Origin of the sequence: Pseudomonas laurylsulfativorans, from assembly GCF_002906155.1 — a bacterium.
Lineage (GTDB): Bacteria > Pseudomonadota > Gammaproteobacteria > Pseudomonadales > Pseudomonadaceae > Aquipseudomonas > Aquipseudomonas laurylsulfativorans.
The window spans coordinates 48,355-70,395 of the sequence record NZ_MUJK01000006.1; the positions used below are offsets into that span (position 1 = coordinate 48,355).

Sequence of the window (22,041 nt, forward strand, 5' to 3'; positions counted from 1 at the left end):
CTACAGGGATTGTGTTTAAACGAGAACCGCTCGCAACGTGGGCGCCATCTACCGGCGCGATAGATATCGAGTAGTTGTTCTCCATGTGTCGAAGTAGGACAATTGCCGGCTTCACGTCACCATCAGCGACTTTGAATGGCCTTCCTTGCACTCGGTATTAACCACAAGACTGCTTCAGTAGACGTCCGCGAGCGCGTGGCTTTTACTCCTGAGCAGCTGGTTGAGGCCTTGCAGCAGCTCTGCCGACTCACCGACAGCCGCGAAGCTGCGATCCTCTCCACCTGCAATCGCAGTGAACTCTATATAGAACAGGATCACCTGTCGGCGGACGTCGTGCTGCGCTGGCTGGCCGAATATCATCATTTGAGCTTCGACGAGCTGCGCGCAAGCGCCTATGTGCATGAAGATGATGCGGCAGTTCGTCACATGATGCGGGTGGCTTCCGGGCTCGACTCGCTGGTGTTGGGTGAACCGCAGATTCTCGGCCAGATGAAGTCGGCCTATGCCGTGGCCCGCGAGGCCGGCACCATCGGGCCATTGCTCGGGCGCTTGTTCCAGGCCACGTTCAACGCGGCCAAGCAGGTGCGCACCGACACGGCCATCGGTGAGAACCCGGTGTCGGTGGCGTTTGCCGCGGTGAGCCTGGCCAAGCAGATTTTCAGCGACCTGCAACGCAGCCAGGCGTTGTTGATCGGCGCCGGCGAGACCATCACCCTGGTCGCCCGCCATCTGCATGACCTGGGTGTGAAACGCATTGTGGTCGCCAACCGCACGCTGGAGCGCGCCAGCATTCTGGCCGAACAGTTCGGCGCACATGCCGTGTTGCTGTCGGATATTCCGGCGGAGCTGGTGCGCAGCGATATCGTCATCAGTTCCACTGCCAGCCAGTTGCCGATTCTGGGCAAGGGCGCGGTGGAAAGCGCCTTGAAACTGCGCAAGCACAAACCAATCTTCATGGTGGATATCGCCGTACCGCGCGACATCGAGCCTGAAGTTGGCGAGTTGGACGACGTTTACCTCTATAGCGTCGACGATCTCCACGAGGTGGTTGCCGAGAACCTCAAGAGCCGTCAGGGCGCAGCTCAGGCAGCCGAAGAGATGGTCTCGGTCGGCGCCGAAGACTTCATGGTCCGCCTGCGTGAATTGGCGGCAGTGGATGTGCTCAAGGCCTATCGTCAACAGAGCGAACGCCTGCGCGACGAAGAATTGCAAAAGGCCCAGCGCCTGCTGGCCAACGGCAGCAGTGCCGAAGAGGTGCTGGTGCAATTGGCCCGCGGGCTGACCAACAAACTGTTGCACGCACCGAGCGTGCAGTTGAAAAAGCTCTCTGCCGAAGGTCGCCTGGATGCGCTGGCGATGGCCCAGGAACTCTTTGCCCTCGGTGAGGGCTCATCGGATAGCTTTTCGGATAAAAAACCGCAATGAAAGCGTCACTGCTCAATAAGCTGGATATCCTCCAGGACCGTTTCGAGGAATTGACCGCCCTGCTGGGCGATGGCGAGGTCATTTCCGATCAGAACAAGTTCCGTACCTACTCCAAGGAGTACGCGGAAGTTGAGCCGATCGTGGGCGCCTATAAAGAACTGTTGAAAGTGCAGGATGACCTCGAAGGTGCCCAGGCGCTGCTCAAGGACAGCGACCCGGACATGCGTGAAATGGCCGTGGAAGAAGTCCGCGAGGCCAAGGAACGCCTGGTCACGCTCGAAGCCGACCTGCAACGCATGCTGTTGCCCAAGGACCCGAACGACGGGCGCAACGTGTTCCTCGAGATCCGTGCCGGTACCGGCGGCGACGAAGCCGCGATTTTCTCCGGCGACCTGTTCCGCATGTATTCGCGTTACGCCGAGCGTCGTGGCTGGCGGGTGGAGATCCTCTCGGAAAACGAGGGTGAACATGGCGGCTATAAAGAGGTGATTGCCCGGGTCGAGGGCGACAACGTCTACGGCAAGCTGAAATTCGAATCCGGCGCGCACCGCGTGCAGCGGGTTCCGGCGACCGAATCCCAGGGCCGTATCCACACGTCGGCCTGCACCGTGGCGGTATTGCCCGAGCCGGACGAACAGGAAGCCATCGAGATCAACCCGGCCGACCTGCGCATCGACACCTATCGCTCCTCCGGCGCCGGTGGCCAGCACGTCAACAAGACCGACTCGGCGATCCGTATCACGCACTTGCCGTCCGGCATCGTGGTCGAGTGCCAGGAAGAACGTTCGCAGCACAAGAACCGTGCCCGGGCGATGTCCTGGTTGTCGGCCAAGCTGAACGATCAACAGACCTCCGCCGCGGCCAACGCCATCGCCAGTGAGCGCAAGTTGCTGGTTGGTTCCGGTGATCGCTCCGAGCGCATCCGCACCTACAATTTTGCCCAGGGCCGGGTCACCGACCACCGGGTCAACCTGACCTTGTATTCCCTCGACGAGATTCTCGCCGGTGGCGTCGAGGCGGTGATCGAGCCGTTGCTGGCTGAATACCAGGCCGATCAACTGGCAGCGATAGGTGAGTAAATGACGATCATTGCCAGTTTGTTGCGCGCCGCCGATCTACCCGACTCGCCGACGGCGCGTCTGGATGCCGAATTGCTCCTGGCGGCGGCGTTGGGCAAGTCCCGCAGTTTCCTGCACACCTGGCCGGAGCGCATTGTGCCGAGCGAAGCGGCGCTGACGTTCACCGAGTATTTGCAGCGCCGCCGCGGCGGTGAGCCGGTGGCCTACATCCTCGGCCAGCAAGGATTCTGGAAACTGGATCTGGAAGTCGCGCCACACACGCTGATCCCGCGCCCGGACACCGAACTACTGGTGGAGGCTGCGCTGGAATTGTTGCCGGCCACACCGGCCAAGGTGCTCGACCTCGGCACCGGCAGCGGTGCAATTGCCCTGGCGCTGGCCAGCGAACGCCCGGCGTGGAACGTCACTGCCGTGGATCGCGTGCTGGAGGCCGTGGCCCTGGCCGAACGCAATCGCCAGCGCCTACACCTGAACAACGCCAAGGTGCTGAGCAGTCATTGGTTCAGCGCCCTGGAAGGACAGCGTTTTCAACTGATCATCAGCAACCCGCCATATATCGCAGCGGCCGATCCGCACCTGGTCGAGGGCGATGTGCGCTTCGAGCCGGCCAGCGCCCTGGTGGCCGGTGTCGACGGGCTCGACGATCTGCGCCTGATCGTCGCCCAGGCGCCAGACCATCTCGACGCAGGCGGTTGGCTGATGCTCGAACATGGCTATGATCAGGCCGAGGCCGTTCGCGATTTACTGCTGACCCGCGGTTTTGAAGAAGTCCACAGCCGCACCGATCTGGGCGGTCATCAACGCATCAGTCTGGGGCGCCTGCCGTGCTGAATGATCAGGAGTTGCTGCGTTACAGTCGGCAGATTCTGCTGCAACACATCGATATCGACGGTCAGTTGCGGCTCAAGGAAAGCCGCGTATTGATCGTCGGCCTCGGTGGCCTCGGCGCGCCGGTGGCGCTGTACCTCGCCGCTGCAGGTGTTGGTGAATTGCATCTGGCGGACTTCGATACCGTCGACCTGACCAACCTGCAACGCCAGATCATTCACGACACCGACAGCGTCGGCATGACCAAGGTCGATTCGGCGCTCAAGCGCCTGAGCGCGATCAATCCTGAAATTCAACTGATCGCCCATCGTGCGGCGCTGGACGAAGATTCCCTGGCTGCCGTGGTGGCCGGGGTGGATCTGGTGCTCGATTGCTCCGACAATTTCTCCACCCGTGAAGCGGTTAACGCCGCTTGTGTGGCGTCCGGCAAACCGTTGGTCAGTGGTGCAGCGATTCGCCTCGAAGGGCAGTTGTCGGTGTTCGATCCGCGTCGCCCCGAGAGCCCGTGCTACCACTGTTTGTATGGGCACGGCAGCGAAGCCGAATTGACCTGTAGTGAAGCCGGCGTGGTCGGGCCGTTGGTGGGGCTGGTCGGTAGTCTGCAAGCGCTTGAAGCGCTGAAGTTGCTAGCCGGATTCGGTGAGCCGCTGGTGGGGCGCCTGCTGTTGATCGACGCCTTGGGCACACGCTTCCGTGAGTTGCGGGTCAAGCGCGATCCGGGTTGTAGCGTCTGTGGGTCGAAACATGCGTGAAGCGCCGATTGGCGTGTTCGACTCCGGTGTCGGCGGGCTCTCGGTACTGGCCGAGATCCAGCGTTTGCTGCCCAATGAGACGCTGATGTACGTCGCCGATTGCGGGAATGTTCCCTATGGCGAGAAAACCCCGGAGTTTATCCAGCAGCGTTGCAGCGTGATGGCCGACTTCTTTCAGCAGCAGGGCGCCAAGGCCCTGGTGCTGGCCTGCAACACGGCGACGGTGGCTGGCGTCGCCGACCTGCGTCGCGACTATCCAGAATGGCCCATCGTCGGCATGGAGCCGGCGGTCAAGCCTGCCGCCGCCGCCACCCGCAGCGGCGTGGTGGGGGTGCTGGCCACCACCGGCACCTTGCAGAGCGCCAAGTTCGCCGCGTTGCTCGACCGTTTCGCCACGGACGTGAAAGTGATCACCCAGCCGTGTCCGGGGCTGGTGGAACTGATTGAAAACGGCGATCTGCACAGCCCCGAGTTGCGTCAGCTGTTGGCCGGGTATGTCGAGCCACTGCTGGCCGCTGGCGCGGACACCCTGATTCTCGGCTGCACCCATTACCCCTTTCTCAAGCCGCTGCTGCGGCAGATGATCCCCGACCACATCAGCCTGATCGATACTGGGGCCGCCGTCGCGCGGCAACTCCAGCGGCTTTTGGCCGAAGGCGAGCTGCTCGCCCAGGGGCCGGCCCGTGAAGCACAGTTCTGGACCAGTGCCGATCCGCTTCATTTCAGAAATATCTTGCCGATACTGTGGAATACCGCTGGCGTTGTGCGAAGCTTCAACAGGTAGAAGCCTGTCCGGGGGGAGTACGAAAAATCGGGGTGAACTTCTGATAAATCGCTGACTTCTATAGTTTTGCAGGGCTTGGCAACAAAAAAAACCATACGAAATCGTTCGGAAAAGGAAGTTTCTAGTGAAGCGACTATTCTGCTTGGCCGCGATTGCGGCCGCACTCATGGGGCACACTTTTACCGCGCAGGCGGCTGGTGTGGAGTTCGCGGTCGGTCAGACCAGCGATTCGACCATGACGTATCGACTGGGCATGCAATTCGATTGGGACCAGAGCTGGTGGCAGAGTGACGTGGGTCGTCTGACCGGCTACTGGAGTGGCGCCTACACCTACTGGGAAGGTGACGAGAAATCCAGTAATCACAGCCTGTCGTTCTCGCCCGTGCTTGTTTATGAGTTTGCCGGCCAGAACGTCAAACCCTACATCGAGTTTGGGATTGGCGTGGCGGCGTTTGCCAGCACCGAAGTCGAAAGCAACGATCTGGGCAGCGCATTCCAGTTCGAAGACCGCTTTGGATTCGGTTTGCGTTTTGCCGGCGGACATGAAGTCGGGGTTCGTGCGACGCACTATTCCAATGCCGGGATCACCACGCCGAACGATGGTGTAGAAAGTTACGCATTGCATTACACGATGCCGTTGTAAGCACCACGGTTTCAGCGGATGTAAATCCCTCTGTGGGAGCGAGCTTGCTCGCGATGACGATGTTTCATTCAACATCAATGTTGAGTCTGAAATCGCTATCGCGAGCAAGCTCGCTCCCACAGTGGGGTACGTTGTTGTACTGCTCAGCGATACGCCGTCGAAATTCCCTGGCGTTCGTCGATGCACTCCGGTGCGCCCATCTCGAACTCCCGGCAGATCAGCGGGCGTTTTTCGTAGATGGTGCACATCATCGTGTTGCGATCCAGTGCGGCACACCAGCCGTCGTCCAGGCGCAGCATGACTTCCCCGCCCCAGTCATCGGTATCGATGAACCGTTCAGGCACACCCGTGTCGGTGATCAGCATGACTTCGAGCTGACAGCAGCAGGCTGCGCAGGTCGAGCACGTGACCGCGGGCTCCGCGATTTGCGTATGGGGGATGGTTTTCATGGTGCGCAGTGTAAGGCAGTCAGTCAGCGCTGTGTGAAAGGCCTGACGGGACGCTCATTCATGTTCACCGCCCACCAGGCGCGGTGCCATGGCATGCAGAAGCGGAAACAGCAAAGCCCAGAGCAGCCCCATGCTGATCAGCGTCGGCAGTTGCCCATAGGGAAATTGCACTCCGGCCAGATGCCCGCCGGCGTAATACGACAGCGGACCACCTGCCGCGCCCAAAACACTTGCCCGCCACCAGGGCCTGGCAGACCACGCCAGACAGTGGCGCAAGGTCGTGGCCAATAGAGCCCACAACAGCATCAGCCACAGCGGAATCAAGGGTGAGTGATCGCTGAACCCTAATACCCCCAGCCAGCGCAACGCGCTATCGACCAACGTGCCGACAATCACCACGCTGAGTATCAATCGACCTTCCTCGGCCCAACTACTGATCCACAGCAGGTGAATCACCAGTGCCCCCAGCGGCACTGACAACCACAGGCTGTCGCCACCCATCACACACGCGAACCAGCCGAGCTGAAACAGCGCGGCATTGGCCAGGCGTTCAAGCATCGAAGCGCCCGAGTAGCGGCGCGGTGATCGCTGCCGGTTTAGCCAGCAGTAGTTGTGCGGTGCCGATAGTGCGCTCCAGAAACCCCCCTTCGCAGTAACACAGGTAAAACTCCCACAGCCTCAGGAATTGTTCGTCGTAGCCCAACTCGCCCAGGCGAACCTGCGCACGGCGAAAGTTCACATGCCACAGACGCAGGGTACGCGCGTAGTGCAGGCCGAAGTCCTCCATGTGCAGCATGTTCATGTCGGTGTCGCGGCTGACGGTTTCCAGTATCTTCTGTACGCAGGGCAGGGCGCCGCCGGGGAAGATGTAGCGCTGGATGAAATCGACACTGCGTCTGGCCTGTTCGTAGCGCTGCTCGCGGATGGTGATGGCCTGCAACAACATCAAGCCGTTGCTCTTGAGCAAATGCGCGCATTGCTTGAAGTAGGTGGATAAAAATCGGTGCCCCACCGCTTCGATCATCTCGATCGACACCAGTTTGTCGTATTGCCCACTGAGATCGCGGTAGTCCTTGAGCAACAGTGTGACCTGGTCCTGAAGTCCTAGCGTTTCGATCCGCTGTGCCGTGTAAGCATGCTGCTCCCTGGAGAGCGTGGTGGTGGTCACTTTGCAGCCATAATGCTGCGCCGCGTACAACGCCATGCTGCCCCATCCCGTGCCGATTTCCAGCAAGTGGTCACTGGGTTTGAGGGCGAGCTTCTGGCAGATGCGTTCCAGTTTATTCAACTGTGCCTGTTCGAGGCTGTCCTCGGGGCTCATGAATTGAGCGGCCGAATACATCATCGTCGGGTCGAGAAATTGTTCGAACAGCTCATTGCCCAAGTCGTAGTGGGCGGCGATGTTTTTCTGCGAGCCCTTGCGCGTATTGCGATTGAGCCAGTGCAGTGCCTGGACCAATGGCCGGCCGAGTTTTGCCAGGCCGCCTTCCAGCGCATCGAGCACCTCAAGATTGCTGACGAAGACCCTGATCACCGCCGTCAGGTCCGGCGAACTCCAGTAGCCATGAATGTAAGCCTCGCCTGCGCCGATCGAGCCATTGCTCGCGACCAGTCCCCAGGCCGCTGGGTCGTGGATATGGATCTCCCCTAGCAAGTGACTGCCAACGGTGCCGAACACATGGCGCTCGCCTTCCTCGACAATCACCAGTTGCCCGTGTTCAAGGTGCGCCAGTTGCCGCAGTACGCCCCGGCGCAGCAGCGATCCGCTCAGGCCGTTGGTGCTCAACAAACTGGTTTTGGCCAAGACGCTAGAGGATTTCATGGTGGCGATCCTTGGGCGGAACGATGGCGGTCTGGAAGCTGCCATCGGCAGCCTGATGAGTAAAAATCGGTACGCGCTTGATCAGCAGGCGCAGGGCTTGCCAGTAAATCCCCAGGCAGGTTTTCGCCGTCATCCAGGGAAAACGCCGCAAGTAGCGGTGCAGGCCGGCGCGATCGAGGGCTTCGCGTTGCAGGTTCAGGGTGGCGTCGAACAGCTTCAGATCGCCCTGCCAGTCAGCCATGTGCACGCCCAGCCACTGCGCGGCGGGGCTGAAGCTCATTCGGTGTTCAAGATCCCGGGGCAAAAACGGCGATACGTGAAAAGCCTTGGCAACGGCGAAATGTTGATGGAGGTCGTTGAGGTTCTCCGGCGTCTTGGCGGGCAACACGTAGTGATAGCGTTCGCGCCACGGGGTATTGGTGACTTCGGCGAGAATCGCGGCCAGTTGACCATCGGGTTCGTAGCAGTAGAAAAAACTGACCGGGTTGAACGCCAGGCCCCAGCTGCGAGGCTGGGTCAGCAGGCAGATCGGGCCTTGTGGCGCACGGCCGATCGCCTGGCGGACCTGTTCGCGCACCGCATCGCTCAAGCGCACGCCGCTGGCGGTGAAGGCCTTGAGGTAATCGCTTTCACGAAACGAAAAGGGCGAGAAGCGTTTTCTGCCTGACAAGGGTGACAACGCCAGCACGGCGTCTTGCTCGTCGAGGTCGATGTACAGCAAGCCGATCCGATATCGGAATTCGTGGTTTTTCGGCGAGAACCGTCGATGAGCGATCCAGCCACTGTAAAGGGCGCTGTTCATAACGTTTCACCGAACGAACGGGCGACGCGCAGTGCGCTGACCACGCCATCTTCATGGAATCCGTTTGCCCAGTAGGCGCCGCAATAAAAGGTGTGTTGCGCGCCGTTCAATTCTTCCCAGCGTTCCTGGGCCGCCACGGCGGTCAGGTTGTATTGCGGATGCGCATAGGTGAACCGGCCGAGTACCCGGGATGGCTCGATGGCGGCGCTCTGGTTCAGGCTCACGCAAAAGGTGGTGGCGCTCTCAATGCCTTGCAGGATATTCATGTCATAGGTCACCGCGGCGTGCGTGTGACCGGCGCCGCCGAGGCGATAATTCCAGCTGGCCCAGGCCAGTTTTTTCGAGGGCAGCAGGCGGGTGTCGGTATGCAGTACCACTTCGTTGTCGGCATAAGGCAGGGCGCCGAGAATCGACTGTTCGGCGGCGCTGGGTTTGGCCAGCAAGGTCAGGGCCTGATTGCTGTGGCAGGCGAATACGACCTTGTCGAAGCGTTCGCTGCCCACGGCGCTGTGGATAAGTACGCCGTCTTCATTGCGTTCGACCCGCGTCACGGGGCAGTTGAGTCGGATTTTCTCTTTGAAGCCAGCCGTCAATGGCCCGATATAGGCACTTGATCCGCCCTCGATCACGCACCATTGCGGACGATGATTCACCGACAGCAAACCGTGATTCTTGAAAAACCGGATAAAGCCTCGTAGCGGAAAATTCAGCATGTCGGCCATGGACATCGACCAGATCGCCGCCCCCATGGGCACGATGTAATGCAGGATGAACCGTTCGCCATAACCTCCGGCCTTGAGGTATTGATCCAGCGTGATGTCGTCGCTGATCCGACCTTCGGCCAGGTCAGCCTGAGCTTGTCTATTGAAGCGCAGGATATCGCGCAACATGCCCCAGAACCCCGGCGACAGCAGATTTCGCCGTTGGGCAAAGAGGCTGTTGAGATTGTTGCCGTTGTACTCCAGACCGCTGTCCGGGTCGGTGACCGAGAAGCTCATTTGCGTCGGTTTGAAACCCACGCCAACCTGGTTCAGCAAGCGGATGAAATGGGGGTACGTCCAGTCATTGAAAACGATGAAACCGGTGTCCACGGCATGACGCTGGCCATCGGAGGCCACCTGCACGGTATGGGTATGACCACCGACCCGATCGCCGGCCTCGAACAGGGTGATCTCATGGTTGCGGTTGAGCAGGTAGGCGCTGGTCAGTCCCGAGATACCGCTGCCGATGATGGCGATATTCACGGTGAATCCTTAATGGGCGGATTGCTGCGCACCATTCGCTTGCCGACAGCGAGCTTTACCCGGTTGGGCATTTTCGACAACGGCCACAGGGCCGCCATGAACAGGGCCGGGAAGGCTATCTCCAGCGGACGATGTTGCAGTTTGGCGAAGATATACCGCGCGGCTTTGCCCACCGGCCAACTGAGGGGCATCGGGAAGTCATTTTTCGCGGTCAGCGGTGTGTCGACAAAGCCAGGGCTGACCACGGTCACCTCGATGCCTTCCGGAGCCAGGTCAATGCGCAACGATTCGAACAGGTAGCGCAGCCCGGCTTTCGACGCGCCGTAGGCTTCTGCCCTGGGCAATGGCAGGTAGGTCACCGAACTCGCGACGCCCACCAGATGCGGCGCCAGCCCGACCCTTAACAAGGGCAGGGCCGCTTCGATGCAGTAACTGCTGGCCAGCAGATTGGTGCGTACGACGTGCTCTATGATCGATGAGTCAAACTGCTGGACGTCGACATATTCACAGGTGCCGGCGTTGAGAATCACGGTATCGAGCGAACCCCAGACATCAGCGATGTGCTCACCGATTTCGCGTACGGTCTGGCTGTTGGTCAGGTCGCCGGGGACAATCAGTACTTGCCCGGGATAACGCTGCGACAACACTTTCAGTGGCGCCACCGTACGTGAGCTGACCGCCAGGTGGGCACCGGTCTTCAGTATTTCTTCGGCCAGCCCCGCGCCAATGCCGCTGCTGGCACCGGTCAGCCAATATCGACGCGGAGATGTAAGTCTCATCCCATTCTCCTTTTCAGCCAAGCGATCGCCCTGCCCAATACGGGCAAGTGTTCGTAAAGCAGTGCCCCGGCGTCGAAGTAGTCACGGTGGCGATAAACCTTGTTGCGCCAATGCAGGTGTGAGCAGCCGTCGACCCGTATCAACCGCCCGCCGGCCAGGCGTGGATGTCGGTAGCTCATGACCCAGCGCAGGTAACCTTCGCCTTCAGCCACCTGGTCGTAGCCGTGAAAGGCGAAATGCAGTTCGCTGACGTTGGCGTAGAGCTCGCCGAAGTAACTACGCAAATGCTCGATACCTTGCACGTCATGCAACGGATCAGTGAAACGCACATCCGTGGTGTACAGCTCATCCAGGCGCTGGAGATTGTCTTTGTCCAGGCCGGCGAATTGGTGGGCAAAGCGGCGAAGAAAATCACTCATGGCCACCTCCGGCATCCTGTTGTCGCGATGGCAGGTTTTTGAACGCCGCCAGCGCCCGTGTGCGGGAGGTACTGAGATTGACGATCGGTGACGGGTAATCCGCCACCCCGAACAAGCCGCCCAGGTTCGCCGGGTTGTGCACGTCCTTTTTGTTCAGTCCCACCAATTCCGGCAGCCAGTGCTTGATGAAAATACCGTCGGGATCGAATTTTTCCGACTGGCTCAGCGGGTTGAAAATCCGGAAATACGGCGCCGAGTCAGTGCCCGTGGACGAACTCCACTGCCAGCCGCCGTTGTTCGCGGCCAGGTCGCCATCGATCAGGTGCTGCATGAAAAAGCGTTCGCCTTCGCGCCAGTCGATCAACAGATTCTTGGTCAGGAACATCGCCACGACCATGCGCAGTCGGTTGTGCATCCAGCCGGTTTCCAGCAGTTGGCGCATGGCAGCGTCGATGATGGGCAGCCCCGTGCGCGCTTCTTTCCAGGCCGCCAGTTCTTCGGGGGCATTGCGCCAGGCCAGGGCTTCAGTCTCCGGGCGAAAGGCGCGGTGACGCGAGACGCGCGGATAGCCCACCAGAATGTGTTTGTAGAATTCGCGCCACAGCAACTCGTTGATCCAGGTGACCGCGCCGACCTTGCCACTTTCGAACTCTCCCTGATTGCTTTGCAGGGCCGCATGCAGGCACTGGCGGGGAGAGATGACGCCGGCCGCGAGGTAGGGCGAGAGCTGGCTGGTACCGGGTTTGGCCGGGTAGTCCCGTTCGCTTTTGTAGTAGTCGATCTGGGCGTCGGCAAAGCTGTCGAGGCGATGTCGGGCTTGAGCTTCACCGGCAGGCCAGAGGGCGCGCAGGGCCTCGGTTGGTGTTGTGAAGCCTTTGACGCTGGAGGGGATTTCATCGCTGTCGATGCCCAGCGGCGATTGAACCATGGGCATGTTGACCCGATTCGGCAGTGAGCGGTGCAGGCGCTCGTAACATACCTTGCGGAACTGACTGAAGACCTGAAAGTAGGTGCCGGATTGGGTCAGTATGGTTCCAGGGGCGAACAGCAACTGGTCGAGATAAGCGTGGAATTCCGTGCCGTGGGCCTTCAGGCGTTCGCTGACCGCCGCGTCACGCCGGCTCTCGTGAATGCCATATTCTTCGTTGACGTGCACGGCCTCGATCTTCAGTTTCTGGCAAAGATCGAGCAAGACCTTCGGTGCGTCATCCCAGCGAGGGGCGTGGCGGATCAGCAGCGGAATGTTCAGTTCGCTCAACGCGTGACTCAATAGCATGAGGTTGCGCAGCCAGAAATCCACTTTGCACGGTGCGTCGTCATGCGCCTGCCATTGCTCCGGGCTCAGCAGGTACACCGCCACAACGGGTCCTCTGGCTGCGGCAGCCGAAAGGGCGGTGTTGTCGTTTAGGCGCAAGTCGCTGCGCAGCCAGATCAATTGCATGGGGAGGTCCGCACGATTCATTTAGATAAGTCCGCGTTGAACCAGGCTCTGGTAGGCCGATAACGGGTCCGCGGCCAGGAACAGATCAGCAGTCTCGGAAGTTCTTGCGGACAACTCGGCGTGGTGGATGCACACCGTAGGTCCGACGATCATTTTTGGGCAGCCGACGCCATTTAAAAGTTTCGTCAGCAGGGAGAGGTTCATGGCTTTGCTGGAATACAGCAGTACGCCTCGGGGTTGCAGATGATCGACCGCCAGCGCCAGCTCTCCGGTGGGCAGCGGCCAGTCGAACACTTCCACCGGACAATCGGCGCTGCTGAGCAACCACGCGGTGAGCCATAGGTGAGGTTCCAGTGGCAGGTCGGAATGGTTGATCAACAACAACGGTGAAGTATGTAACTGACGGTTGTTATGGTAGATGCGCGCGCCGAACTTGCTGCGTAACCAGGAATAAAAGAATACGCGCTCCATCTGTGCGCCAAACTGGCCCTGCCAACGTTGTTCCAGCTCCGCCAGCAAAGGCATCAGCAGCTGTTCGCACAAGGTCCGCGGCGGGTACAGCGCCATCATCTGATTAATGGTGTCGTCCAGGCTGCGCTCGGCCAGTGTCGTAACCGCTTGCAGCAATGTCTGACGCAGACGCTGCCAATCGTTTTCGACAGCCTCGTCGCTGGCCTGCGGGGTGTCGAGCAGGTGCTTGACCTGGCTGACGGCGACGCCACGGTTGAGCCAGGTGAGAATTGTCATGATGCGTTGCACATGTTCGGCGGAGAACAACCGGTGCCCCTTGGGCGTGCGCTGCGGCTCGATCAAACCATAACGCCGCTCCCAGGCGCGCAAGGTGATGGCGTTGACACCGGTCTGCCGCGCCACTTCGCGAATCGGCAGCCAGCCCTCGTCGAGGGCTTTCTTGAAGTCCGTGGCAAAGTCTTCGCTGGCACTGCTGTCGAGTTTGGCTTTCATTAAATGGCGTTTCGCAGGCTGAGACTTTCCGGATGCGGCTGCAGGTAAACCTGCTGTGCGATGTAAGGGTCCGGGTGCTGGCGGAGGTGGTGCTTGAGCAGGGTCAGTGGTACCACCAGCGGCACGATGCCGTGACGATACTGGCCAATGACGTGCTGCACTTCCTGCTTGTCATCGGCACTGATCGCCTGTTTGAGATAACCACTGATGTGCTGCAAGACATTGGTATGAGTGCGGCGTGTGGCACATTTTTTCAAAGCCGCCATCAATTCACTGAAATAGCGCAGGCCGAGTTCTTGCGGATCGGTGCGGCCCATATTGCCCAGCAGGTTGCCCAGGGTTTTGTATTGCACCGGGTTGTGGGCCATCAGCAAGTATTTGTAGCGCGCATGAAAATCCGTGAGGCCGCGACGGCTCAGGCCTTCTTGCAGCAGTTGCTGCCAGGCGTGGTAGGCGAATACTCGGGTGAGGAAATTTTCCCGTAGCACCGGGTCGTGGAGTCGGCCATCTTCTTCCACCGGCAAGTTCGGATGCAATTCGCAGAACGCCCGGGCGTAAATGCCCTGGCCACCGCCTTCCTGCGGTGCGCCGTTGGCGTGGTAGACCTTGACCCGCTCCAGTCCACAGGACGGAGATTTCTGCATGAAGATGTAGCCGCAGATATCGCCCAGTTGCGCAGCCATTTGCCGGCCATATTCAGCCAGTGGCTGAGTGACATTGAGCTGGCGATTGATGGTGCCGACCGCTTCGGGCCGATCCGTATCGCCGACCAGCCGGATCGGTTCGCGAGGAATGCCCAGGCCGATGGCGACCTCCGGGCAAACCTGCACGAAATCGAAATAGTCGGTCAGGACGCGGTTGCACAACGGCGATGCTTTATGCCCGCCGTTGAAGCGCACCTCGGCACCCATCAGGCAGGCGCTGATGGCGATTTTCGGTTTGGTGACGGGCAGTGGCATCTGAGCACCTCGGAATCAAAACCTATACAGAAAATAAATTCTGTACAACTTAGGCTCATCATAGATTCAAAGGTGTGCAAGTCAAATTTTTTGTATAAGTTTTTGCGAGGCCGGCTTGTGCAAAAAGAGGTTTACAGCCAGCCCAACCGCCAAGCGCTGCTGTCCTGCAAGGTTTGCCACGCGAAGCGCTCACTGCGTCGGGTCAACACCGCTTGCAACTCGATTTCCCGAACCGTTCCTTCCTCGTCGCGAAACAGTTCGCTCACCAGAAAGTGTTTTTCACGGTTCTGCGGGTGGGCTGCTGTCCATTTCGACAGCAGCAATTTGCTCGGGTTGATGCGGTTCACTGCAGGTGCTCATGCAGGCGGCGGGCTGCTTCCTGGCCGCTGAGCCATGCACCCTCTACACGCCCCGACAGGCACCAGTCGCCACAGGCATACAAGCCCAGGTCGGCATCGGCCAGGGTGCCCCATTCATGGCTGCTGTTGGGACGAGCGTAAAGCCAGCGGTGGGCGAGGCTGAAGGTAGGAGCGGGCATAGCGCTGTTCAGCAGTTCAGCGAACGCACCGTGCAATTGCTCGATCACCGCTTCCTTTGGCAAGTCGATGTGCTGGCGGCTCCACGCGCTGGTGGCGTGCAGCACCCAAGTATCGAGGGTGTTGTCGCGGCCCGGTTTGCTGCGATTGCGTGCGAGCCAGTCCAGTGGGCTGTCTTGTACGAAGCAGCCTTCCATGGGGGTATCCAGCGGGGTTTCGAACGCCAGAGCAACCGCCCAGGTAGGGTCCATTTTCACCCCGGCTGCGGCACCGGCGAGCTTCGGCGCGGAGGCCAGTAACGCGGTTGCCTGAGGCGCCGGAGTAGCGATCACCACATGGCTGAATGGCCCATGGGTAAAGCCTTCGGCGTCTTGCAGGTGCCAGTGTTCTTCACCGCGATAGACCTCGGTGATGCGGCAAGCAAAATGCACTTCCAGATCGCCAAGTAAGGCGCGGGTGATAGCGCTCATACGCGGCGTACCGACCCAACGGGTCTGTTCGTCCGGCGACAGGTTGAGCAGGCCACCATGGAAGGTGTACAGCTGCGGGGTCCATTCGGCGACCCAGCCGTTGGCTTGCCAGCGCTGGACTTCCGTGACGAAGCGGCGATCGCGTGCGGTGAAATATTGCGCACCCATGTCCAGGGCACCCGCATCGCTGCGTTTGCTCGACATGCGTCCGCCACTGCCACGGCTTTTATCGAAAAGTTGAACGACATGCCCTGCATCTGTCAGGGCCTGCGCGGCTGATAACCCGGCAATGCCGGTGCCGATGATTGCAATAGGTACAGTCATAAGGGCCTCGTTTACCTTTCTGTACAGACTACGCCGGGGTTTAAACCTGTACAATATTGTTTTTTGGTATAACTTTTAGCGTTCTCGTTCTGGCAGCTTGGCCTATTGTTAAACACAGAGCCTGCCCGATATCAAAGATCCCTTGCTTATAAAAATAGACTAGTGATCAGGGTAGAACGCCACGCGAGGAAGAAGTCATGCACATATTGCTGACCGGCGGTACTGGTTTGATAGGACGTCAGCTCTGCCGACACTGGTTGAGTCAGGGACATCGCCTGACGGTATGGAGCCGGACACCTGGAAAAGTCGCGAAAGTCTGTGGCGCCCAAGTCCGGGCAATTGCTCGGCTTGAAGACGTGGGGCAAGAGTCGGTAGATGCAATCGTCAACCTTGCCGGTGCGCCGATTGCCGACCGCCCCTGGTCTTCCAAGCGCAAGGCATTGCTGTGGAGCAGCCGGATCACCTTGACCGAAAACCTCCTGGCCTGGCTCGAAAGCCGCGAGCAACGACCTCAGGTGCTGATTTCAGGTTCGGCGGTTGGCTGGTACGGCGACGGTGGCGAACGGGAATTAACGGAGAAATCGCCCCCTGTCATCGATGATTTTGCCAGCCAGTTGTGCATCGCCTGGGAAGAAACCGCGCAGCGTGCCGAGGCCTTGGGTATCCGCGTCATTCTCATCCGCACCGGCTTGGTGTTGTCCGCCGAGGGTGGCTTTTTGTCGCGGTTGTTATTGCCGTTCAAATGGGGGCTGGGCGGGCCGATTGGCAACGGTCGGCAGTGGATGCCGTGGATCCATATCAACGATCAAATCGCCCTGATTGATTTTCTTCTGCATCGCAATGACGCCAGCGGTCCATATAATGCGTGCGCACCGAAGCCGGTACGCAATCTCGAGTTTGCCAAAACCCTGGGCAGCGTGCTGCACCGCCCGGCGTTTATGCCGATGCCTGCCCTGGCCTTGAAAGTGGGGCTGGGTGAGTTGTCACTGTTGTTGCTGGGGGGGCAAAAGGCCGTTCCGGCACGACTGCTGGAAGCGGGATTCACTTTCCAGTTCACTGATTTGCGCGCGGCTCTGGACGAACTGTCCAGCCGCCTCTGAAATAGGACGTTGCATGACCGATCACGCGTTGCTTCTGGTCAACCTGGGCTCACCAGCCTCCACCTCGGTGGCGGATGTACGCAGCTACCTCAATCAGTTTTTGATGGATCCGTATGTGATCGACCTGCCATGGCCGGTTCGGCGCTTGCTGGTGTCGCTGATCCTGATCAAGCGCCCTGAGCAGTCGGCCCATGCCTATGCCTCGATCTGGTGGGAGGAGGGCTCGCCCCTGGTGGTGCTCAGTCGACGCCTGCAACAGGCCATGACTACCCACTGGAAGCATGGGCCTGTGGAGTTGGCGATGCGGTACGGCGAGCCGTCCATTGAAACGTCGCTGCTGCGTCTGGTAGCCGCGGGAAACAAGCGAATCACGTTGGCGCCGCTTTATCCACAGTTTGCCGATAGCACCACCACCACGGTGATCGAAGAAGCGAAGCGGGTGATACGCGACAAAAAACTCGACGTGCAACTGTCGGTGCTCCAACCGTTCTACGATCAGCCGGAATACCTCGATGCCCTGGTGGCCAGCGCCAGGCCTTATCTGCAACAGGATTACGATCACTTGTTGTTGAGCTTTCATGGGTTGCCTGAGCGGCACCTGACCAAACTCGATCCGACCGGCCAGCATTGCTTCAAGAATCAAGATTGCTGCAAGAATGCTTCACCGGCCTCACTGGCGACCTGTTACCGCGCCCAATGCCTGCGTAGCGCGGCTGAATTTGCCAAGCGCATGGGCTTGCCGGATGACAAGTGGTCGGTGTCGTTTCAGTCGCGTCTGGGCCGGGCGAAATGGATCGAACCCTACACCGAGGCGCGCCTCGATGAGTTGGCCAAAAGCGGCGTGAAAAAGATTCTGGTGATGTGCCCGGCGTTCGTTGCCGATTGCATCGAGACCCTGGAAGAGATTGGTGATCGCGGCAAGGAGCAGTTCCGCGAAGCGGGAGGCGAGGAGTTGGTGCTGGTGCCGTGCCTCAACGATGACCCGCATTGGGCGCGGGCGTTGGCGACTTTGTGTGGAAGGGCGCCGTTGGCGCTTTAAAAGCATCGCCGGCAAGCCGGCTCCTACGATTCGATCACATTTGTAGGAGCCGGCTTTAACCGCGATCAACATACGTCAATCAGATCAGCGGCTCATCGGCCTTCTTGTGCTTCCAGCTGTCATTGCCCGGCAGGATCAGGTTCAAGCCAATCGCCACCACCGCGCACAGCGCGATGCCTTTGAGGCCGAAATCGTCCGGCCCAGTGCCGGTGCCGATCAGCACGCCGCCGATCCCGAACACCAGGGTCACCGACACAATCACCAGATTGCGCGCCTCGCCCAGATCGATCTTGTGGCGGATCAGCGTGTTCATCCCCACCGCCGCAATCGAACCGAACAACAGGCACAGAATCCCGCCCATCACCGGCACCGGAATGCTTTGCAGCAGCGCGCCGAACTTGCCGATGAACGCCAGGCTGATGGCGAAGATCGCCGCCCAGGTCATGATTTTCGGGTTGTAGTTCTTGGTCAGCATGACCGCGCCGGTCACTTCGGCGTAGGTGGTGTTGGGCGGGCCGCCGAACAGACCGGCCGCCGTGGTGGCAATGCCGTCGCCGAGCAGGGTGCGGTGCAGGCCAGGCTTCTTCAGGTAATCCCGGCCGGTCACGCTACCCACGGCAATCACGCCGCCAATGTGTTCGATGGCCGGGGCCAGGGCCACCGGAACGATGAACAGAATCGCCTGCCAATTGAATTCCGGCGCAGTGAAGTGCGGGATGGCGAACCATGGTGCTGCCGCAATCTTCGCGGTATCGACCACGCCGAAATAGAACGCCATGCCGAAACCCACCAGCACGCCGGAGATGATCGGCACCAGGCGGAAGATGCCCTTGCCGAAAACCGCGACGATCAGCGTGGTCAGCAGTGCGGGCATCGAGATCATCATCGCCGTCTGGTAATGAATCAGCTCGCTGCCGTCACCGGCTTTGCCCATGGCCATGTTGGCGGCAATCGGCGCCATGGCCAGGCCAATCGAAATGATCACCGGCCCGATCACCACCGGCGGTAGCAGGCGGTCGATGAAACCGGTGCCTTTGATCTTCACCGCGAGGCCGAGGAAGGTGTAGACGAAACCTGCCGCCATCACACCGCCCATGGTCGCGGCCAGGCCGAACTGGCCCTTGGCGAGAATGATCGGGGTGATGAAGGCGAAGCTCGATGCCAGGAACACTGGCACCTGACGCCCGGTGACGATCTGGAACAGGATCGTCCCCAGGCCGGCGGTGAACAGCGCCACGTTCGGGTCGAGGCCAGTGATCAGCGGCATCAACACCAGGGCACCGAAGGCCACGAACAGCATCTGTGCACCCGACAGCACCGTGCGCCAGAGCGGATCGTTGAACTCTTGCTGCATGGTCACGCGTCCTTCTGCTTGGTGCCGAAGATCTTGTCACCGGCATCGCCCAGTCCCGGGATGATGTAGCCGTGTTCGTTGAGTTTTTGATCAATGGACGCGGTGTAGATGATCACGTCCGGGTGAGCTTTCTCGACCACTGCGATGCCTTCTGGCGCGGCGACCAGCACCATGGCGCGGATGTCCTTGCAGCCGGCTTTTTTCAGCAGGTCGATGGTGGCAACCATCGAGCCCCCGGTGGCGAGCATCGGGTCGATGATCATCGCCAGGCGTTCGTCGATCTCCGGCACCAGTTTCTCAAGGTAGGTGTGGGCCTCGAGGGTTTCCTCGTTGCGGGCCACGCCCACGGCGCTGACCTTGGCGCCCGGGATCAGGCTGAGCACGCCTTCGAGCATGCCGATGCCGGCGCGCAGGATCGGCACCACGGTAATCTTCTTGCCGGCGATTTTCTCCACCGACACGGTGCCGCACCAGCCTTCGATATCGTAGGTTTCCAGCGGCAGGTCTTTGGTGGCTTCATAGGTCAGCAGGGCACCGACTTCCTGAGCAAGCTCACGGAAATTCTTCGTGCTGATGTCGGCGCGGCGCATCAGGCCAAGTTTATGACGGATCAGCGGATGGCGGATCTCGAGGATGGGCATGGGAAAGGCTCCGGCGGCGGGCAAAAAAACCGGCCTAGATTAATCTATCCGAGGGTGTTGTCCTATAGACATACAGTACGTTAGTCCACAAACGCTTGATCTGGCCTCGTTGGGTGCGTACCTTTGCCCGCTTTTCCTGAATCCGTCATCCCCTTGGAGAGCGCCATGTCCGCTGATCTCGAGCATATCCGTCAAATCATGCGAGAGGCTGACTGCCTGTACACCGAAGCTGAAGTCGAGGCGGCCATCGCCCGCGTCGGTGCACAAATCAACGAACAAATGGCCGACAGCAACCCGGTGGTGTTCTGCGTGATGAACGGTGGGCTGATTTTCTCCGGCAAGCTGCTGACCTATCTGCAGTTCCCGCTGGAAGCGTCCTACCTGCACGCCACCCGCTATCGCAACGAAACCAGTGGCGGCGACCTGTTCTGGAAAGCCAAGCCGGAAGTGTCTTTCATCGACCGTGATGTGTTGATCATCGACGACATCCTCGACGAAGGCCACACCCTGGGCGCGATCATCGACTTCTGCAAACACGCTGGCGCACGTAAAGTGCACACCGCCGTGCTGATCGACAAAGACCACGACCGCAAGGCCCGTCCGGACCTTAAGGCCGATTTCGTCGGTCTGCCGTGCGTCGACCGCTACATCTTTGGTTACGGCATGGATTACAAAGGCTACTGGCGTAACGCCAACGGGATTTTCGCCGTTAAAGGAATGTAAGAGATGGATACGCCTCGCTTTCTGGATCAGACCTTGTTCGCCGAACTGGCCGGGAAAGCCGCGGCCAATCCTCGTGGGCGCCAGCATCACAACTTCCATCAGATGGAAGACGCCTGCCATCGCATGGCGGTGGGGCTGCAGCCGTCCACGTATATCCCGCCTCACCGGCACCTGGGCGACAACAAGGCCGAAACCCTGTTGGTCCTCAAGGGGCGGCTGGGCGTGTTGATCTTTGATGAGACCGGTACGGTGCTGAGCAAGACCGTGCTTGAGGCTGGCGGCGACTGTGTTGGCGTGGACCTGCCAACCGGTGTGTTCCACGGTTTGGTGGTGCTGGAAGCCGACAGCCTGATGTTCGAATGCAAGGCCGGCCCTTACCGTCCGGTCGGTGAGGGTGAGTTGGCGCATTGGGCGCCGCGCGAAGGCGAGCCCGGTGTTGCGGAGTACCAGGCCTGGATGCACGCGCAGTTCGATTGATTGATTTTGCACCCTGTAGGAGCGAGCAGGCTCGCGATGGACGCAGGAACGCCGCGGGGTATCAGGCTCCCAGCGTTATCGTTGACGTCCATCGCGAGCAGGCTCGCTCCTACAGGGACGCGTTCACCCTTGGAGCCAGCCATGAGTCTTTTGATCCGCAGTTGCGCCGCCCTGTTGCTGACCCTCAGCCTGCCTCTGGCCGCAGCCCCGGCGCCCATGCACAGTCAATTCCTGCCGCCGGACGATCTCACTCTGCGCGATGCCGCTCCCGAACAGCAGCAACTGATGCAGGTCACCGATTATTCGGTGGTGGTCGGCGCTCAGCGCCAATCCAATCAACAGCCGATACCGGTCACTTCGCCTTTGATGATTCGCCTCAAGGGCAAGTCTCTGAACAAGGGCGCTTCCATTACCCAGGTGTTGGTCAACTTCGATGGCGAGAGCAAGAGCCTGAAGAAGCCGGTCTACGACGAGCAGAGCAAGACCCTGACCCTCTATTACCCGCTGGCGCAATACCGGGTAGTGATCGACTTGTTGCGCAACGACACGGTGTATTGCCAGTTCCTCAGCTACGCCAATGGGCATGTCTGGGCTGATCTGCACACCGGTAGCACGCGTGCGCGTTGAGCCTTGAGCCCGCGCGGGGGTAAACTGCCCGCCCCGTGAAATGTCTGCGAGCTGGAGCCGGCAATGCGTAAAGATAAAAAACAAGTGATTGGTGACGAGATCGGCGATGAGCAGATCAAGTTGTTCCTCGATTTCGAACCGGTCGACGCGACGTCTCCGTCTCTGCACAAGCTGGTCAAGGCCTACCGTGGCCTGCGCATCGACGATTTCGAACGTTTCCTGACGTTCTTCGTCGAGGCGGGTTACGACGTGAATGGCAAGGATGAGCATGGCAATGACTTCGTTGCCCTGATCAAGGATCAGCGCAATGCGCCGGATTACATCGAGCTGATCGAAAAAATTCGCGCTTAAGACCTTTCAA

At 59.9% G+C, this 22,041-nt stretch carries 26 protein-coding genes; 12 read left to right on the forward strand and 14 right to left on the reverse strand.

Annotated elements, in window-relative coordinates; translation table 11 throughout:
* Window positions 1–135 precede the first annotated feature (135 nt).
* From hemA to B0D71_RS19350, 6 genes are all read left to right on the forward strand, one after another.
* Complete coding sequence (gene hemA, locus B0D71_RS19325) at window positions 136–1,425, forward strand: glutamyl-tRNA reductase (protein WP_103396187.1); 1,290 nt, start codon at window positions 136–138, stop codon at window positions 1,423–1,425.
* Complete coding sequence (gene prfA / locus B0D71_RS19330) at window positions 1,422–2,504, forward strand: peptide chain release factor 1 (RefSeq protein WP_007981853.1); 1,083 nt, start codon at window positions 1,422–1,424, stop codon at window positions 2,502–2,504. Before hemA ends, prfA begins: the two co-directional genes overlap by 4 nt.
* On the forward strand, window positions 2,505–3,335 hold the full coding sequence (gene prmC / locus B0D71_RS19335) for a peptide chain release factor N(5)-glutamine methyltransferase (protein ID WP_103396188.1): 831 nt from the start codon (window positions 2,505–2,507) through the stop codon (window positions 3,333–3,335). It begins immediately after the preceding gene.
* Complete coding sequence (locus B0D71_RS19340; RefSeq protein ID WP_103396189.1) at window positions 3,329–4,084, forward strand: molybdopterin-synthase adenylyltransferase MoeB; 756 nt, start codon at window positions 3,329–3,331, stop codon at window positions 4,082–4,084. Before prmC ends, B0D71_RS19340 begins: the two co-directional genes overlap by 7 nt.
* The gene (gene murI / locus B0D71_RS19345) at window positions 4,077–4,868 is read left to right on the forward strand and encodes a glutamate racemase (RefSeq protein ID WP_103396190.1); all 792 of its coding nucleotides are present in this window, start codon (window positions 4,077–4,079) and stop codon (window positions 4,866–4,868) included. Before B0D71_RS19340 ends, murI begins: the two co-directional genes overlap by 8 nt.
* Before the next feature lie 124 nt (window positions 4,869–4,992).
* Complete coding sequence (locus tag B0D71_RS19350; protein WP_103396191.1) at window positions 4,993–5,511, forward strand: acyloxyacyl hydrolase; 519 nt, start codon at window positions 4,993–4,995, stop codon at window positions 5,509–5,511.
* A gap of 143 nt (window positions 5,512–5,654) precedes the next feature.
* Here the strand turns inward: B0D71_RS19350 and B0D71_RS19355 are convergent, their stop codons facing one another.
* The 12 genes from B0D71_RS19355 to B0D71_RS19410 form a co-directional block, all read right to left on the reverse strand.
* Window positions 5,655–5,960 carry a YkgJ family cysteine cluster protein gene (locus B0D71_RS19355; protein WP_007981864.1) on the reverse strand — a complete coding sequence of 102 codons (306 nt, stop codon included), beginning with the start codon at window positions 5,958–5,960 and terminating at the stop codon, window positions 5,655–5,657.
* Between the two features lie 54 nt (window positions 5,961–6,014).
* Window positions 6,015–6,518 (reverse strand): DUF2878 domain-containing protein, encoded by a 504-nt coding sequence (locus B0D71_RS19360; protein ID WP_103396192.1) that lies wholly within the window; start codon window positions 6,516–6,518, stop codon window positions 6,015–6,017.
* Window positions 6,511–7,782, reverse strand: coding sequence for an SAM-dependent methyltransferase (locus tag B0D71_RS19365; protein WP_103396193.1), 1,272 nt, complete (start codon window positions 7,780–7,782; stop codon window positions 6,511–6,513). The genes B0D71_RS19360 and B0D71_RS19365 overlap by 8 nt, the downstream gene beginning before the upstream one ends.
* Window positions 7,769–8,584, reverse strand: a complete 816-nt coding sequence (locus B0D71_RS19370) for a DUF1365 domain-containing protein (RefSeq protein WP_103396194.1) — start codon at window positions 8,582–8,584, stop codon at window positions 7,769–7,771. Before B0D71_RS19370 ends, B0D71_RS19365 begins: the two co-directional genes overlap by 14 nt.
* Window positions 8,581–9,828, reverse strand: coding sequence for an NAD(P)/FAD-dependent oxidoreductase (locus B0D71_RS19375; protein WP_103396195.1), 1,248 nt, complete (start codon window positions 9,826–9,828; stop codon window positions 8,581–8,583). The genes B0D71_RS19370 and B0D71_RS19375 overlap by 4 nt, the downstream gene beginning before the upstream one ends.
* Window positions 9,825–10,607, reverse strand: coding sequence for an SDR family NAD(P)-dependent oxidoreductase (locus B0D71_RS19380; protein ID WP_103396196.1), 783 nt, complete (start codon window positions 10,605–10,607; stop codon window positions 9,825–9,827). Before B0D71_RS19380 ends, B0D71_RS19375 begins: the two co-directional genes overlap by 4 nt.
* The gene (locus tag B0D71_RS19385; RefSeq protein ID WP_103396197.1) at window positions 10,604–11,026 is read right to left on the reverse strand and encodes a nuclear transport factor 2 family protein; all 423 of its coding nucleotides are present in this window, start codon (window positions 11,024–11,026) and stop codon (window positions 10,604–10,606) included. Before B0D71_RS19385 ends, B0D71_RS19380 begins: the two co-directional genes overlap by 4 nt.
* Window positions 11,019–12,467, reverse strand: a complete 1,449-nt coding sequence (gene phrB / locus B0D71_RS19390) for a deoxyribodipyrimidine photo-lyase (protein ID WP_103396394.1) — start codon at window positions 12,465–12,467, stop codon at window positions 11,019–11,021. The genes B0D71_RS19385 and phrB overlap by 8 nt, the downstream gene beginning before the upstream one ends.
* Before the next feature lie 21 nt (window positions 12,468–12,488).
* Window positions 12,489–13,430, reverse strand: coding sequence for a MerR family transcriptional regulator (locus B0D71_RS19395; RefSeq protein ID WP_103396198.1), 942 nt, complete (start codon window positions 13,428–13,430; stop codon window positions 12,489–12,491).
* A complete protein-coding gene (locus B0D71_RS19400; RefSeq protein WP_103396199.1) occupies window positions 13,430–14,389 on the reverse strand; it encodes a YbgA family protein in 960 nt (319 codons plus the stop codon). The genes B0D71_RS19395 and B0D71_RS19400 overlap by 1 nt, the downstream gene beginning before the upstream one ends.
* A 131-nt stretch (window positions 14,390–14,520) precedes the next feature.
* Window positions 14,521–14,736 (reverse strand): TIGR02450 family Trp-rich protein, encoded by a 216-nt coding sequence (locus B0D71_RS19405; protein WP_103396200.1) that lies wholly within the window; start codon window positions 14,734–14,736, stop codon window positions 14,521–14,523.
* Entirely contained in the window at window positions 14,733–15,719 is a 987-nt protein-coding gene (locus B0D71_RS19410) for an NAD(P)/FAD-dependent oxidoreductase (protein ID WP_103396201.1), read from the reverse strand. The genes B0D71_RS19405 and B0D71_RS19410 overlap by 4 nt, the downstream gene beginning before the upstream one ends.
* A gap of 197 nt (window positions 15,720–15,916) precedes the next feature.
* Here B0D71_RS19410 and B0D71_RS19415 point away from each other — a divergent pair, with 197 nt between their 5' ends.
* Both B0D71_RS19415 and hemH read left to right on the forward strand, forming a co-directional pair.
* Window positions 15,917–16,819 (forward strand): TIGR01777 family oxidoreductase, encoded by a 903-nt coding sequence (locus B0D71_RS19415; protein ID WP_103396202.1) that lies wholly within the window; start codon window positions 15,917–15,919, stop codon window positions 16,817–16,819.
* A 13-nt stretch (window positions 16,820–16,832) separates the two neighbouring features.
* Window positions 16,833–17,858, forward strand: a complete 1,026-nt coding sequence (gene hemH, locus B0D71_RS19420) for a ferrochelatase (RefSeq protein WP_103396203.1) — start codon at window positions 16,833–16,835, stop codon at window positions 17,856–17,858.
* Window positions 17,859–17,937: 79 nt separating this feature from the next.
* Here hemH and B0D71_RS19425 read toward each other — a convergent pair whose 3' ends face one another.
* Entirely contained in the window at window positions 17,938–19,212 is a 1,275-nt protein-coding gene (locus tag B0D71_RS19425) for a uracil-xanthine permease family protein (protein ID WP_046041878.1), read from the reverse strand.
* Window positions 19,213–19,214: 2 nt separating this feature from the next.
* Entirely contained in the window at window positions 19,215–19,853 is a 639-nt protein-coding gene (upp, locus tag B0D71_RS19430; RefSeq protein WP_008060213.1) for a uracil phosphoribosyltransferase, read from the reverse strand.
* Window positions 19,854–20,018: 165 nt separating this feature from the next.
* Between upp and B0D71_RS19435 the strand changes: the two genes are divergently transcribed.
* From B0D71_RS19435 to B0D71_RS19455, 4 genes are all read left to right on the forward strand, one after another.
* On the forward strand, window positions 20,019–20,576 hold the full coding sequence (locus tag B0D71_RS19435) for a hypoxanthine-guanine phosphoribosyltransferase (protein WP_008016649.1): 558 nt from the start codon (window positions 20,019–20,021) through the stop codon (window positions 20,574–20,576).
* A 3-nt stretch (window positions 20,577–20,579) separates the two neighbouring features.
* Window positions 20,580–21,053, forward strand: coding sequence for a WbuC family cupin fold metalloprotein (locus B0D71_RS19440; protein WP_103396204.1), 474 nt, complete (start codon window positions 20,580–20,582; stop codon window positions 21,051–21,053).
* 141 nt (window positions 21,054–21,194) lie between these two features.
* Window positions 21,195–21,680: a hypothetical protein gene (locus B0D71_RS19450; RefSeq protein ID WP_103396206.1), complete on the forward strand. Its 486-nt coding sequence runs from the start codon at window positions 21,195–21,197 to the stop codon at window positions 21,678–21,680.
* Window positions 21,681–21,743: 63 nt separating this feature from the next.
* Complete coding sequence (locus tag B0D71_RS19455; RefSeq protein WP_103396207.1) at window positions 21,744–22,031, forward strand: PA4642 family protein; 288 nt, start codon at window positions 21,744–21,746, stop codon at window positions 22,029–22,031.
* The last annotated feature ends 10 nt before the right edge of the window (window positions 22,032–22,041 follow it).

Coding starts and splice junctions, on each gene's coding strand:
- B0D71_RS19435 (WP_008016649.1), top strand. CDS start 20,019: ATGTCCGCTGATCTCGAGCATATCCGTCAAATCATGCGAGAGGCTGAC.
- B0D71_RS19440 (WP_103396204.1), top strand. CDS start 20,580: ATGGATACGCCTCGCTTTCTGGATCAGACCTTGTTCGCCGAACTGGCC.
- B0D71_RS19450 (WP_103396206.1), top strand. CDS start 21,195: ATGAGTCTTTTGATCCGCAGTTGCGCCGCCCTGTTGCTGACCCTCAGC.
- prmC (WP_103396188.1), top strand. CDS start 2,505: ATGACGATCATTGCCAGTTTGTTGCGCGCCGCCGATCTACCCGACTCG.
- B0D71_RS19355 (WP_007981864.1), bottom strand. CDS start 5,960: ATGAAAACCATCCCCCATACGCAAATCGCGGAGCCCGCGGTCACGTGC.
- prfA (WP_007981853.1), top strand. CDS start 1,422: ATGAAAGCGTCACTGCTCAATAAGCTGGATATCCTCCAGGACCGTTTC.
- hemA (WP_103396187.1), top strand. CDS start 136: ATGGCCTTCCTTGCACTCGGTATTAACCACAAGACTGCTTCAGTAGAC.
- B0D71_RS19415 (WP_103396202.1), top strand. CDS start 15,917: ATGCACATATTGCTGACCGGCGGTACTGGTTTGATAGGACGTCAGCTC.
- B0D71_RS19370 (WP_103396194.1), bottom strand. CDS start 8,584: ATGAACAGCGCCCTTTACAGTGGCTGGATCGCTCATCGACGGTTCTCG.
- B0D71_RS19360 (WP_103396192.1), bottom strand. CDS start 6,518: ATGCTTGAACGCCTGGCCAATGCCGCGCTGTTTCAGCTCGGCTGGTTC.
- murI (WP_103396190.1), top strand. CDS start 4,077: ATGCGTGAAGCGCCGATTGGCGTGTTCGACTCCGGTGTCGGCGGGCTC.
- B0D71_RS19410 (WP_103396201.1), bottom strand. CDS start 15,719: ATGACTGTACCTATTGCAATCATCGGCACCGGCATTGCCGGGTTATCA.
- B0D71_RS19455 (WP_103396207.1), top strand. CDS start 21,744: ATGCGTAAAGATAAAAAACAAGTGATTGGTGACGAGATCGGCGATGAG.
- phrB (WP_103396394.1), bottom strand. CDS start 12,467: ATGCAATTGATCTGGCTGCGCAGCGACTTGCGCCTAAACGACAACACC.
- B0D71_RS19400 (WP_103396199.1), bottom strand. CDS start 14,389: ATGCCACTGCCCGTCACCAAACCGAAAATCGCCATCAGCGCCTGCCTG.
- B0D71_RS19425 (WP_046041878.1), bottom strand. CDS start 19,212: ATGCAGCAAGAGTTCAACGATCCGCTCTGGCGCACGGTGCTGTCGGGT.
- upp (WP_008060213.1), bottom strand. CDS start 19,853: ATGCCCATCCTCGAGATCCGCCATCCGCTGATCCGTCATAAACTTGGC.
- B0D71_RS19395 (WP_103396198.1), bottom strand. CDS start 13,430: ATGAAAGCCAAACTCGACAGCAGTGCCAGCGAAGACTTTGCCACGGAC.
- B0D71_RS19380 (WP_103396196.1), bottom strand. CDS start 10,607: ATGAGACTTACATCTCCGCGTCGATATTGGCTGACCGGTGCCAGCAGC.
- B0D71_RS19385 (WP_103396197.1), bottom strand. CDS start 11,026: ATGAGTGATTTTCTTCGCCGCTTTGCCCACCAATTCGCCGGCCTGGAC.
- hemH (WP_103396203.1), top strand. CDS start 16,833: ATGACCGATCACGCGTTGCTTCTGGTCAACCTGGGCTCACCAGCCTCC.
- B0D71_RS19365 (WP_103396193.1), bottom strand. CDS start 7,782: ATGAAATCCTCTAGCGTCTTGGCCAAAACCAGTTTGTTGAGCACCAAC.